This is a genomic window from Streptomyces beijiangensis (assembly GCF_017315755.1).
Taxonomy (GTDB): domain Bacteria; phylum Actinomycetota; class Actinomycetes; order Streptomycetales; family Streptomycetaceae; genus Streptomyces; species Streptomyces beijiangensis.
Window position 1 is genome coordinate 1 of sequence record NZ_JAFLRJ010000336.1, and the last position, 12,610, is coordinate 12,610.

The window sequence follows — 12,610 nt, forward strand, 5'->3', positions numbered from 1 at the left end:
CGGGGTGCTGCTCTCGCCGGGCCCCGGCGAGAGCAGCACCCCGTCGAAGCCGTCCTGGGCGTGCGCGAGCTCGACCTCGTCGTTACGGAGCACCTCGCACTCGGCACCCAGCTGGTACAGGTACTGGACGAGGTTGAAGACGAAGCTGTCGTAGTTGTCGACGACCAGGATCCGGGCGCTCATCGCAGCGCCTCCATGCCCTGGTCGACCGTCACGTCGTTGAACGGAAGCAGCGGCTCCGCCCACGGGAAGACGTACTGGAACAGCAGATAGACGACCGCGAGGGCGAGCACGATCGAGATGAGTGCCCGCAGCCATGCGTTGCCCGGCAGATGCCGCCAGATCCAGCCGTACATGCTGTCCCTTCCGTTCGCGGTACGGGTCCAGACTAAAGGGCGACAGCCGGGACTTGTGGGTCAGCTGCGCAAAGCGGCGGGCTTGCCCTGCTCCACGGGCTGTGTGGAGTCCAGATGCCCCCAGGCGATCAGCCGGTGGCTGCTGCCCCACTCCGGGTCGCAGGTGGTCAGCGTCAGATAGCGCCCGGGCGACTTGAAAGGGGACTTCACGGGCACCGGATCGATCACCCCGATGTCCGAAGGCACCGTCAGATAGGGCTTGTTGTCGATGCGGTACGTGAACCAGGTCTTCCCGTCGTCGAGCACCACCGCGTCCCCGGGCCGCAGCTCGGGGAAGTCCTTGAAAGGGTCTCCGTACGTACGACGATGACCGGCCACCGCAAAGTTCCCGGTCGCTCCCAGCCGCGCGGTCCCCGCGTAGTGCCCGAGCCCCTTCTGCAGGGTCTTCACCCTGGTGTCCTGCAGCACGGGCCTCGACCACTTCTTGCCGAGCCGCGGGATGTACATCACCGCGAAGGCCTTCCCGTCCTTGTACGCGGCGGGGGCGGGCGGCGCGGTCTTCTTCGGCGCCCCCCGGCCTGAGGCCGAGGCGGACGGGGCGGGTGTGGACACCGTCCCCTGGGCCCACTGGTGGTGCAGCTGGTCTATCTGGTCCGAGGAGGCGCTGTCCGCCTTGACCCCGGTCCAGAGCAGCAGATACACGACGAACAGAACAATCAGGGCACCTGCGGTGATGCAGAGTTCGCTGAAACTCCTGACGACCAGTCGCACCGACACAGGCTTCCCCCGCTCATCAAACGGCTGAGCTACCCCACAGGCTTCGCGTAGTGGAGATCCACTGTGCCCGAGTAGCCGGGAAGAGTCATCGCCTGGTGCTCGTCGACTTTCCAGCCGAGCCCGTACGCCTTCACGTACTGCTGGTAGTTCTGGATCGCCGGGGAGGCGTTCAGCGCGCTGCGCAGCTTCGACAGGTCGCCGACCGCCGTCACCTTGTACGGCGGCGAGTAGACGCGGCCCTGCAGGATCAGGGTGTTGCCGACGCAGCGGACCGCGCTGGTGGTGATCAGCCGCTGGTCCATGACCCTGATGCCCTTGGCCCCGCCCTGCCAGAGCGCGTTCACGACGGCCTGCAGGTCCTGCTGGTGGATGACCAGGTCGTTGGGTTGCGGATCCGGGTACCCGGGATTGGCCACGGCGTTCGGCGGGGCGTCGTTGAGCGTGACGGTCAGCGCGTGCCCCGACAGCTTCTGGGTGCCCGCCGACTGCTCCAGCGCCTTGATCGCCGCGTCCTCGGCCTTCGTACTGCCGTCGTCGCGCTGCGCCAGGGTGTCCACGTCGCCGCGCAGTGCCGCCGCGGTCTCGTCGAGCTGCTTGTTCTTGCCGCTGCGCTCCTGGACCAGGTCGGAGAGCTTCAGCATCGAGGCATCGGTACGGATATCGGTGCCCTTGGCGGTGTTGAAGCTGGTGACGAAGATCAGTCCGGCGAGCGCGAAGACGGCACCGGTGAGCAGCGTGACCGGCCGCACGGACCTGCCGCGGGGCGCCCCACCGGGGGAGTCTCCAGAATTGCTCAACGTACCCTTATCTCCTTACACGCCGTGGAAGCACTACGCTAACGGACGCCCGGGGGAGGCAAGTGGTCCCCGCCGCCTCCGCGTCCCGGCCCCAGCCACAGTTCCCTGCGCGGTAACGCAGCGCATCGACAGGAGAGTCCCTCGTGCCGAAGTCACGTATCCGCAAGAAGGCCGATTTCACGCCGCCGCCTGCTTCGAAGCAGGCGACCGCCATAAAGCTGACGAATCGCAGCTGGGTGGCACCGGTGATGCTGGCGTTCTTCGTGATCGGTCTTGCCTGGATCGTCATGTTCTATGTGACGTCGGGCGATATGCCCATCAAGCCCTTCGGGAACTGGAACATCGTGGTCGGATTCGGCTTCATCGCTGCCGGCTTCGGTGTCTCCACGCAGTGGAAGTAGCCCCCTCGAGGGCTGCCCGTCAAGCCCTGCCCTGAAGTTATCCACAACGTAATCCACAGCCGGGGAAAACTCAGAAGATCTGTGGATAACTCCTCGGCTGTTGACGCCGGTGTGACTACTGATCTCGTACCACTGCAGCTGCCCGCCCCTTGCCCTTCCTGCGGAAACCCAGGTCAGGGACAAGGGGCACAGCTGTTCCCCACAACATGCACAAGATCCGGCACACGCTGTGGACAACTCCGCTCTCAGGTGAGCGCGGCGGTCCTCATCAGCACAAGGGCGACGGTCACGGCGAGGACCAGTGCACAGGTCCCGTACTGCACCAGGGACCGCCGCTCGCGCGGGGCGTAGACCATGCCGATCGCGATGACGATGCCGGCGACGAAGCCACCGATGTGCGCCTGCCAGGCGATGCCGCCGCTGAAGGTGAAGATCAGGTTGATGACCAGCATCCCGATCAGGGGCCGCATGTCGTAGTTCATGCGCTTCATCAGGACCGCGGTGGCACCGAACAGACCGAAGACGGCGCCGGACGCGCCGAGCGAGCCCTGGGTCGGGGAGGCGATCAGATAGGTGAGCGCGCTGCCGAACAGCCCCGAGACCAGATAGAGCGTGAGATAGCGGACGCGGCCCAGCGCCGCCTCCAGCGGGCCGCCGATCAGCCACAGGCTCACCATGTTGAACCCGATGTGCCAGAACTGCTCGTGCAGGAACATCGAGGTGAAGAGCCGGTACCACTCGCCATCGGCCACACCCTCGGTCGGGGCGTAGGGCGCGGGCGGCCACCGGCCGACGAGCAGGTAGTCGTCGACCAGATGGTCACCGAACACCTTCGACAGGACGGCGACGAACACCGCCACATTGAGTCCGATGAGAATCTTGGTGACCAGGCGCGGGTCGGCCGCGACGGTACCCCCCGCGAGCGTCCGCGGCTGGTTCGCGGCAGGCGCGTGCCCCGTACCGGAGCCTTCGCGCACACAGTTCGGACACTGGAAGCCGACGGAGGCACTCACCATGCAGTCGGGGCAGATCGGGCGGTCGCAGCGGTTGCAGCGAATGCCCGTCTCCCTGCCCGGATGGCGGTAGCAGCTGGGCAGTCCGCTCGCCGCGGGCTGCTGGTCGGGAGTTCCTGGCACCTGATCCATCGCGTTCCCTTGTCTCCTACGCCTACGGGCTGCGTACGCACTGCACCGCCCCGCTCGTCATACGGACGAACGGGGCGGGTTGGTTCCCGTACCGCGACGGAAAAGGGGCTCGGGCCGAGTCCGGCTAGCGCGTCTCGACGACGACCGACTCGATGACCACGTCATTGACCGGACGGTCGGTGCGCGGGTTGACCGGCGTGGCGATGATCGCGTCCACGATCTTCTGGCTGGCCGGGTCGGTGACCTCGCCGAAGATGCTGTGCTTGCGGGTCAGCCACGCGGTGGGCGAGACGGTGATGAAGAACTGCGAGCCGTTGGTGCCCGGGCCCGCGTTGGCCATCGCCAGGAGGTACGGCTTGTCGAAGGCCAGGTCGGGGTGGAACTCGTCCCCGAACTCGTAGCCGGGACCACCGGTGCCGTTGCCCAGCGGGTCGCCGCCCTGAATCATGAAACCGCTGATCACACGGTGGAAGACGGTGCCGTCGTACAGGCGGTCCGTGGACTTCTTGCCGGTCGCCGGGTGGGTCCACTCCCGCTCGCCCTGCGCGAGCTCGACAAAGTTCTTGACCGTCTTGGGCGCGTGGTTCGGCAGAAGCCGGATCTCGATGTCGCCCTGGTTGGTCTTGAGGGTGGCGTAAAGCTGCTCGGCCACGATCTGCCTTCCGTAAGTCTTCTTCTGACGTCCACCGATCCTCGCACGGACGGCCTGCGTACGGAGAAAAGCAGCCGAGTAGCGGCCGGACAGGGGCGCGAGGACCCGAACCGTGGCATTGTCGTCCACTAGCTCCCCTTGCACCGCAATGCCCGACCTTTGACCGATCTTGCCTTTTCTGCCCCGGATGCCTGTCTGCACATGCCGCATCGGCCCTCGGCAGGCATGATTCCGAAATGGGTGGACAGGCGAGAAAACAACCGCCACCGAGGAGGAGGATCCCGTGACCCGCATGGACAGCGTGCGCGCCGCGACCGGTACGGCGAAGGACAGCGTGCTGCACGCCGCGGAAGTGGTGGCACCCTACGCCGGTACGGCCAAGGACCAGGCCACGTACTACGCCCACGAGGCCCGCGTACGACTCGCACCCAAGGTGTCGTACGCAGCACACCAGGCCGCCGAACAGGCCCGCCTTCAGTACGACGCGCATCTGGCGTCGCGCGTGGAGCAGGCCAGGACCCATGTGCCGCCGAAGGTGGACGCGGCCGCGCACCGCGCCGCCAAGGCCGCACGGCAGGCGCAGCACCAGCTCGCTCCACGCGTCGAGCACGCCGTGGAGCAGGCGGTCGCCGCCGCTCAGCCGGTACGTGAAGAGGCTGCGGCCCGCAGCGTGGCCGCCGTGGCGGCGCTCCGCGGGCAGGTCTCGCCGAAGGAGATCCGGAAGCTGGTCAAGAAGCACGAGCGACGGGCGAGGGCGGGCCGGCTGGCCAAGGGCCTCGCGGTCCTCGGCGTCCTGGCCGGCGGAGCCTTCGTCGCCTGGAAGTGGTGGGACAAGCAGGCCAACCCCGACTGGCTGGTCGAGCCGCCCGCCCCCACCGAGGTGTCGTCCGACCGCCCGCCGCTGACCTCGGTCGACGGCAGCGGTCAGGCCGTACTCGACCCCGAGGTCCAGGCCAAGCAGGCCGAGGCCGAGGCCGAGGCCGTCGACTACCGCGACGACCAGCACTGACGGCGGTCCGCCGACCGTAGAGCGAGCAGGAGGGGCCCGGGAGACCAAGTGTCTCCCGGGCCCCTCCGCGTTCCCCTGCGGAGCTCAGGAGATTCGAACCCGAAACCGTTACGTCTCTGACCTGCGGTTTTACCGGAGAGCCGGGACAATCGACCCTGTTTCCATGTTTCCATCCTGAAGTTGCTGGTCACGGGGCGGGGGCCTAGCCCTGTCGGTCGAGATGGGCGCGTGCCCGCGCCTGGATGTTCTTGCTCCAGTAGTGGCAACCGATCAGCACGGCGATCGCCGGCAGGAACATCACGCGGCCCGCTTCCCAGCGGGAGGGGTCAAGCCACGACTTGGCGCCTCCGATGGTGCTCAGCAGGCCCACAAAGGCGCACAGTTTGAGCAGACGGCCCTCTGCCCGCAGCGAAGCTGAGAGTTTCCAGGGGTCGATTCGGCCGCTGTGCGCGTCACCCACGCCGTCCGTGGCCCCCGTGACGGGTCCCCCGATGTCACCCGAGACCTGCTGGTCGGGGTCCAGACTCACGCTCATGGTGGCGACCCGGCCCTTGCGGTCGGCCAGCGGAACCTGCCACTGCGCCCGGTCGGCGAACGCGGCCCAGTACACACCGATCGCACCAAAGACATCGGGCTCATGCAGACGTCGCTCCCCCCGCAGCCCCTTGTTCAACTGCCGGGCGGCGGAGGCGCGGAGAAGGCGCGGCAGAGGACTCTCCGCGACTTCGCGTCGCAGATCGGCCAAGGTCTCCTCGCGCGTCTCGAACGTTGCCCTGTGGTGAACCACCCGGAGCCCCCCGGGTGCGTCCGCGGCGACCTCCAACCGAGCCCATCTCCAATTCCCCATGCGCAGCAGTATGGTTCGCCACGCAGCCGATGTGAAGCAGTTTTCTAGAAAATTATTCTATTTCTTGACCGTACTAGGCTGTCCGGCATGGCGGACAGCATCAGGACATCGGCAGCAGGGCCCGGACCGGCGGCGGGGCCGCACCATGTCGCCTAAGCAGCAGCGCGGTGAGGCCACCGTCGACCGTCTCCTGACCGCCGCACTGGATGTGTACGCCGCATCGGGCCAGTCGGGGTTCACGGTCAATGCCGTCCTCAAGGCCAGCGGTGTCAGTCTCGGCAGCCTTTACCACCACTTCGGCAGCTTCGACGGTCTCGCAGCCGCCCTGTACACCCGCTGCATGGAGCAGCTGTTCGACGAAATGATCGCCGCCCTGAGCCGTGCCCGGACCGCCCGTACCGGGGTACGCGCACTCGTGACGGCCTACCTGCGCTTCACCGAAGAACGCCCGGACGCTGCCCTGTTCATCCATGGCTCCGCCTACTCCGGCTACCTCTCCGCGCACTCCGAACACATCCGCACGGCCAAGGCCGCCAAGCTGGCAGTGATCGCGGACTGGCTGCGGCCCAGGGTCGAGGCGGGAGAGATCGCGCCGCTGCCCGCGCCCCTGATCGAGGTGCTGGTCATGGGGCCGGTCGCCGAGACCGCCCACCGCTGGCTGTCCAGCACCTACGACATGGACCTCACCCAGGCCGCACGGATCCTGCCCGACCGGATCTGGCGATCCCTGCAGCCGGACTAGGACCGCCGGCCGCACCAAGGAAGGCTTTGTACACATCACGCGCCCGTGACTGAAGGAGATCCAGGTCGGGTCCGTACGGGTCGAAGCCTTACGTCGTCAGGAACTGGACATACCCAGGTGACGGACCGCGGCGGAGAACGCCGGGGACATCCAGGACGCTGCCGGGCCAATGAGGCGGGCGGCGCCAGGACGGCAGCTCGCGGCCAGCAGGGCCTCGCCGTGCCCGGACCAGTGGACCTCCACGAAGTCCGTCCACGGCTCGACGCGGTAGTGCCGGCGCAGTCCATAGCGGCCGTGGGCGATGCCCGGCAGATCAAGACCCGGGCCGCGGCGCACCGGTGAGTGCAGGCGAGGACGTGACCGGCGGCATCTCCGTAACCGCCGTCACCCCGGAACTCCCCGACACCCTGCGCGCCAAGATCACCAGCGGCGGCTGGTTCAACAAGGCCACCGTCGACACGGCCCGTGACGCCATCGCGCCCACCGCCAACCCCGAGAACCCACACAAAGTCAACGTCTCCGACCCCTCCCCCACCCTCGCCCTGCAAGCCGCCTGAGAGAAGTCCAAGGGCTCGCTGTCGCTGGTCCATGTACCGGTGACCGGGTTGCCCGGACACTCGCGGCCATGACACCAATGAGACCTGGCTTTCGTACGCGTACGGTCGCCGCAGCGCTCGGGATGCTCATGGCCTGCGCCACCCCGGGGGCTGCGGCCGACAGCCGTCCGCTCTCACAACGGGCCGATTCCGTGTGGGAGTTGACCACGAGCACCTACACACCGGCGGAGTACCGCAGCCAGCCCTACGTGGGCAACGGCTATCTCTCCCAGCGCATCCCCGCCACCGGCACCGGGTACCAGGGCGGGCTCGGCGAGACCGGCTGGCCGCTCTACGACGAGCGATACGCGGGCGCCTTCGCCGCCGGGTTCTACCACCGCGGCGACGACGACGAGTTCCTGGCAGCGCTGCCCACCTGGTCCACCCTCACCGTCTCCGACGGCGCCGACTCGCTCACCCCGGGCACATCCGCGGACCGGATCTCCAGCTACCGCCAGAGCCTGGACCTGAGCGCGGCAACCGTCTCCACCGCCTACACCTGGACTCCGCGGCCGGGGCGCGCGGTGCGGGTCGCCTACGACGTCCTCAGCCACCGCTCGCGCCAGAACCTGGGGCTCGTGCGGCTGCGGGTCACCCCGTCCTGGTCCGGCCGGCTCGATGTCACCGGGGTGTTCGACGGCGCGGGCGCCCGCCGTACGACCGCGGTCTCCCGGTCCGCAGGTCAGGTCACTGTCGCAGCCGAGGGCAGCGGGCAGCGGATCACCGAGAGCGCGGCGCTGGTGGCCGGGGAGGGCACCGCTTTCGCGGACCGTACGGCAGTCCTGCCCGACGGCGCCCCGCAGACCGCGGGCGAACGGGTCGGGATCGACGTCACGGCTGGAGAGACGTACGAGGTGGTGAAGTACGTCGGCGTTGCCGCCACCCCGGAAACGGCGCACCAGGCCGTCGCCGCCGCACGCAAGGCCGGGCTGCCGCGGCTCCTGACCGAACACCGCACTGCCTGGGCCGAATTGTGGCGCCCCACACCGGTGACACCGGGCCGCGATGATCTGCAGAGGGCCACCAACTCGGCGCTCTACTCGCTGTATTCGAGCGTCCGGGAGGGCCAGTCCTGGAGCCTGGGGCCATCCGGTCTCAGCTCGGAGACCTATGCGGGCCAGATCTACTGGGACGCCGACACCTGGATGTTCCCCGCACTCCTCGCCACCCATCCCGAACTCGCCCGATCCGTCGTCGAATACCGCTACCGGACTCTGGACCAGGCCAGACGCAATGCCGTCGCGGTGGGCCGCAAGGGCGGGGTCTGGCCGTGGACGGCCGGGCCGAGCGCGCTGTGCAGCGGGATCGGCCCGTGCAAGGGCTACCAGGACCACCTCCAGAGCGAAATCGCCCTCGCCCAGTGGCAGTTCTACGCGGCCACCGGCGACCTGAAGTGGCTGCGCGAACGCGGATTTCCGGTTCTGGCGGCGATCGCCGACTTCTGGGCCGACCGCGCGGTCCGGGGCGCGGACGGCAAGTACCACGTGAAGGGGGTGAGCGGCGCGGACGAGTACGCGCATGGAGTCGACGACCACGCCCTCACCAATGGCGGCGCGGTCGTCGCCCTGCGCCACGCGGCAGAGGCGGCCCACCTGCTCGGCGAGCCCGTGCCGGCCGCCTGGACCGAGGTGGCCGACCAGCTGTACGTACCGCAGGACGCCGACGGCTCGCACCCCGAATACGCGGGCTACCAGGGCCAGAAGATCAAACAGGCGGACACCGTCCTGCTCACCTACCCTTACGGATACGTCACCGATCCGGCCGTCGCACAGGCTGATCTCGACCGCTACGCACCGGTCACCGACCCGGACGGACCGGCGATGACCGATTCGGTCCATGCGGTGATCGCCGCGCAGATCGGAGCACCCGGCTGCCAGACCGACACCTATCTGGAGCGCTCCTACCGGCCCTTCGTGAAGGAGCCGTTCCTGCAGTTCTCCGAGGCGCGCGGCGACAAAGCCGGCGACAACGCGGGAGCTCCCGCCTTCACCTTCCTGACCGGCGCGGGCGGGTTCCTGCAGACGCTGCCGTACGGAATCGCCGGGCTGCGCTGGGACCCGGACTCCCTGCGCCTGGACCCGATGCTGACCCCGGGCCTGTCACAGGGCGTACGGCTGGACCATCTCTCCTGGCAGGGGCGGGACCTGGCGGTGCGGATCGGTGCGCGCACGACTCACATCACGCTCCGCTCCGGTCCGCCCATGTCCGTACAACTGCCGGACGGAAAGCATGAGATGCGGGCCGGGGACACGATCACCACCGAGACGCGGCGCCCGGATCTGACGCCGACGGACGACCTGGCGCGCTGCCGCCCCGCGGCCGCCGATTCCGAGACCGCGGGCGGCTACGCCCAGGCCGCGGTCGACGGTTCCACCGCCACCGCATGGACGGCGACCGCACCTCGGTCCGCGCTGACCCTGTGGCTGGCGAAACCGGTCCGGATCGCGCATGCGGAGGTCGTGTTCGGTTCGGGGCGGCCCGACACCGTACGGTTGGAAGGGCGGACCGGTGCAGGGGGCTGGCGATCCCTGACTCCGGACACGGCGGTTCCGTCGAGCGGAACGCTCTCGCTGGCTTCTGACACACCTGCCCTCGTGTCGCAGGTACGACTGGTCGCGCGCTCGGCCGGCACACCTGCCGAGGTGAGCGAACTGCGCCTCATGCGCTGACGGCTTCCAGCGGGCTCAGTGCTGCCGCCCGGCGGGCCGGCAGGGCGGCAGCGAGCGCGCCGACGGCGAGGGACGCCAGGCAGACGAGGAGCAATGTCCCCCAGGGCAGTGCCAACGTGTACTGCTCCATCGCGCCGTTCACCAGCGCGCCGACCGCCCAGGCCCCGAACAGTCCGCCTGCCAGTCCGAGCAGTGTGCCGAACGCGGCGACTGTCACCGCCTCCAGGCGGATCATCCGCCGGATGCCGGCACGGTCCATGCCGATGGCGCGCAGTACGCCGATCTCGCGGGTGCGTTCGGCGACCGACATGGCCATGGTGTTCACGATCCCGAGCGCGGAGATGACAACGCCGATGGCGAGCAGTCCGTACATCAGCGTCAGCAGGTTGCTCATGGCGCCGGCTGCCTCGCGGACGAGTTCCTTCCGGTCCTGCACCTTCAGCAGCGGGCTGTTGCCCACGGCGGTGCGCAGCTGCATCTCGGCGGCCTGCGAGGTCGCGCCGTCGTCGGTGCGGACGAGGATTCGCTGGAGGGAACCGGGGTTGTAGCTGTTCTTCTGCACCTCGCTTCGGGCGCCCAATGCCTGGCGGGCGGTCGGGTTGTCCTTGTAGACCCCGACGACGGTGTACTGCTTGAAGACCTGGTCGCGGCCCATCGTGGCGTTGACCTTGCCGCCCGTGTGCACGCCCTGTTGCGCGGCGAAGGAGCTGGAGAGGGCGATCCGGCCGGGACCGAGGTCTTTCAGGGAGCCACTGACGAAGTCGAGCCTCATGGTGGTGTCCACGGCGGCGGGGTCGACGCCGGAGATCTCCTGGGCATTGCCGCCGACGGTCAGGGTGGAGTCGGTGACGGCGGCCGCGGTCCGTACGCCGGGGATGTCGGCCACCCGCTGTACGGCGGTCGGGTCGATCCCGGTCATGTTGGTACGGGTACTGATCACGTAGTCGGCGCCGAGACCGTCTGCGGTCTGGCGGTCGAGGGCCTGACCGGTGGAGTTCCCGATGACGGCGAGCCCGGCCACCAGCGCGGTGCTGATCATCAGCGTGGCGGCTGTGGCCGCGGTGCGGCGCGGGTCGCGCAGCGCGTTCTCGCGCGCCAGATGCCCGGCCGCCCCGAAGCGCCCGGTCAGGTGGCCGGTCAGCCGGATCACGGGGGCGGCGAGCAGTGGCGCCAGCACGATCAGGGCGACGACGAGGACCGCGCAGCCGAGCATCGCGCTCCGCAGGTTTTCCTCCGAGGCGTCCTTGGCCCCCGCGAGTGACACCAGCAGACCCGCCCCGACGACGAGAAGCGCGAGTCCCACCACGCCTCGCCACCGGTTCCCGGCGGTGGAGGGCGGCTGCTCGGTTGAGCGCATCGCCTCGATGGGCGCGACCTTCGCTGCCCTGCGGGAGGGCAGCCACGCGGCGAGCACGGTGACCCCCACGCCCACGCCGAGTGCCGCCACGACGGGACGTGCGCCGATCACCAGGGGGCCCTTGGGCAGCGTGTCCCCGGTGGTGCCCAGGACGTCGGGCAGTACGGAGGCGATGCCGAGACCGAGCAGGAGGCCGACCGCCGATGCGGCGAGGCCGATCAGCAGGGCCTCCAGGAGGACGGAGCGGACCACTTGGCGGCGGTCGGCGCCGATCGCCCGCAGCAGCGCGATCTCCCGGGTGCGCCGTGTCACGAGCATGGTGAAGGTGTTGACGACGAGGAACGAACCGATGAAAAGGGATACCCCGGCGAAGATCATCGGCATCTTCTCGTATCCGCGGTTCATGCTGTCGACGTTGATCGCCTGCTGGTTGGCCTGGGCACTGCCGGTGACGGCCTCGGCCCGGTCGGCGGGGAGTACGTCGCCGACACGGTCGGAGAGCTCGAACTGGTCGGTGCCGGGTGTGGCGGACAGGTCGATGCCGTTGTAGTGGCCGGGAGAGGTGAACAGCCGCTGGGCGGTCGCCATGTCGAACAGGGTGAGGGTGCCGCCCGCGGTCACCCGGGTGTCCTTGGTGGTGACGATGCCGACGAGCCGCTTGGTCATGACCGGACCGTCGGTGGCCACCGTGATCTTGTCGCCGATGTGGAAGTGGCCGGCGTCGGCGGTGCCGCTGTCGACAGCGATCTCATCGGCGTTCTGCGGGGCATGACCTTCGGCCACCGGGTAGCGGCTGTCCTTGCCGCCCTTGCCCGGCGCGTAGCCGGCGCCCAGGTTCGCCCATGCCTTGTCGACGCGCAGCGGAGTACCGTCCGCCGCGTTGAGGACGGCCGAGCCGTCGGCCGACGGGCGGACGGAGGCGACGCCGTGTACGCCGGCCAGCTTCCTGACAAGTGCGTCGTCAAGACCAGGCGAATGCGGAAGCGCGGCGGCCCCCGGGGGAGGGTCCTTGGGAGTCACGCTGACCGCGACGTCCGAGAAGTTCTGCGACGCCGCGGCGCGGTAGGCGGCGGCCGAGGAGTCGGCGAAGACGAGGGTGCCGCTGATGAACGCGACACCCAGACAGACCGCGAGGACGGTCATGACCAGACGGGCCTTGTGGGCGACGACGTTGCGCAGGGCGGTACGGAACATGGCGAGGCGAATCCTGGGGGCAGGCTCGACGGGCGCGAGCGGACGGCTGGTGCGGTGCGGTGCGGGGG

General features: G+C 69.0%; 13 protein-coding genes and 1 pseudogene. 5 read left to right on the top strand and 9 right to left on the bottom strand.

The genetic code is table 11. The features are described 5' to 3' along the window. From J0695_RS29565 to J0695_RS29580, 4 genes are all read right to left on the bottom strand, one after another. A partial coding sequence (locus tag J0695_RS29565; RefSeq protein ID WP_443726426.1) for a glutamine amidotransferase-related protein occupies positions 1-183 on the bottom strand: 183 nt, incomplete at its 3' end. Beyond that, complete coding sequence (locus J0695_RS29570; protein WP_206967131.1) at positions 180-356, bottom strand: hypothetical protein; 177 nt, start codon at positions 354-356, stop codon at positions 180-182. The genes J0695_RS29565 and J0695_RS29570, both read right to left, overlap by 4 nt. Before the next feature lie 60 nt (positions 357-416). Continuing rightward, the gene (locus tag J0695_RS29575) at positions 417-1,127 is read right to left on the bottom strand and encodes a class E sortase (protein ID WP_206967133.1); all 711 of its coding nucleotides are present in this window, start codon (positions 1,125-1,127) and stop codon (positions 417-419) included. A 35-nt stretch (positions 1,128-1,162) separates the two neighbouring features. Next, positions 1,163-1,930 (bottom strand): DUF881 domain-containing protein, encoded by a 768-nt coding sequence (locus tag J0695_RS29580; RefSeq protein WP_206967135.1) that lies wholly within the window; start codon positions 1,928-1,930, stop codon positions 1,163-1,165. A 143-nt stretch (positions 1,931-2,073) separates the two neighbouring features. Between J0695_RS29580 and crgA the strand changes: the two genes are divergently transcribed. Next, positions 2,074-2,331, top strand: coding sequence for a cell division protein CrgA (crgA, locus tag J0695_RS29585; RefSeq protein ID WP_206967136.1), 258 nt, complete (start codon positions 2,074-2,076; stop codon positions 2,329-2,331). Between the two features lie 245 nt (positions 2,332-2,576). Here the strand turns inward: crgA and J0695_RS29590 are convergent, their stop codons facing one another. Further along, positions 2,577-3,476, bottom strand: coding sequence for a rhomboid family intramembrane serine protease (locus tag J0695_RS29590; protein ID WP_206967139.1), 900 nt, complete (start codon positions 3,474-3,476; stop codon positions 2,577-2,579). A 124-nt stretch (positions 3,477-3,600) separates the two neighbouring features. Beyond that, a complete protein-coding gene (locus J0695_RS29595) occupies positions 3,601-4,128 on the bottom strand; it encodes a peptidylprolyl isomerase (protein WP_206967140.1) in 528 nt (175 codons plus the stop codon). Positions 4,129-4,411: 283 nt separating this feature from the next. Here J0695_RS29595 and J0695_RS29600 point away from each other — a divergent pair, with 283 nt between their 5' ends. Further along, on the top strand, positions 4,412-5,137 hold the full coding sequence (locus J0695_RS29600) for a DUF5324 family protein (RefSeq protein WP_206967142.1): 726 nt from the start codon (positions 4,412-4,414) through the stop codon (positions 5,135-5,137). A 202-nt stretch (positions 5,138-5,339) separates the two neighbouring features. Here the strand turns inward: J0695_RS29600 and J0695_RS29605 are convergent, their stop codons facing one another. After that, positions 5,340-5,882 (bottom strand): hypothetical protein, encoded by a 543-nt coding sequence (locus tag J0695_RS29605; RefSeq protein ID WP_206967144.1) that lies wholly within the window; start codon positions 5,880-5,882, stop codon positions 5,340-5,342. A 247-nt stretch (positions 5,883-6,129) separates the two neighbouring features. Here J0695_RS29605 and J0695_RS29610 point away from each other — a divergent pair, with 247 nt between their 5' ends. Further along, on the top strand, positions 6,130-6,726 hold the full coding sequence (locus J0695_RS29610) for a TetR/AcrR family transcriptional regulator (protein ID WP_206967146.1): 597 nt from the start codon (positions 6,130-6,132) through the stop codon (positions 6,724-6,726). Between the two features lie 159 nt (positions 6,727-6,885). Here the strand turns inward: J0695_RS29610 and J0695_RS29615 are convergent. Further along, a pseudogene (locus J0695_RS29615) lies at positions 6,886-7,074 on the bottom strand (monooxygenase); the annotation flags it as partial. Between J0695_RS29615 and J0695_RS29620 the strand changes: the two are divergent. Then, the gene (locus J0695_RS29620; RefSeq protein WP_206967148.1) at positions 7,065-7,283 is read left to right on the top strand and encodes a hypothetical protein; all 219 of its coding nucleotides are present in this window, start codon (positions 7,065-7,067) and stop codon (positions 7,281-7,283) included. The pseudogene J0695_RS29615 and the gene J0695_RS29620 sit on opposite strands and share 10 nt — an antisense overlap. A gap of 68 nt (positions 7,284-7,351) precedes the next feature. After that, entirely contained in the window at positions 7,352-9,991 is a 2,640-nt protein-coding gene (locus tag J0695_RS29625; RefSeq protein WP_206967160.1) for a glycosyl hydrolase family 65 domain-containing protein, read from the top strand. On the opposite strand, the gene J0695_RS29630 is transcribed toward J0695_RS29625, so the two are convergent. After that, the coding region (locus J0695_RS29630; protein WP_307798804.1) for an ABC transporter permease at positions 9,981-12,610 on the bottom strand (2,630 nt) is incomplete at its 5' end. The genes J0695_RS29625 and J0695_RS29630 overlap by 11 nt on opposite strands.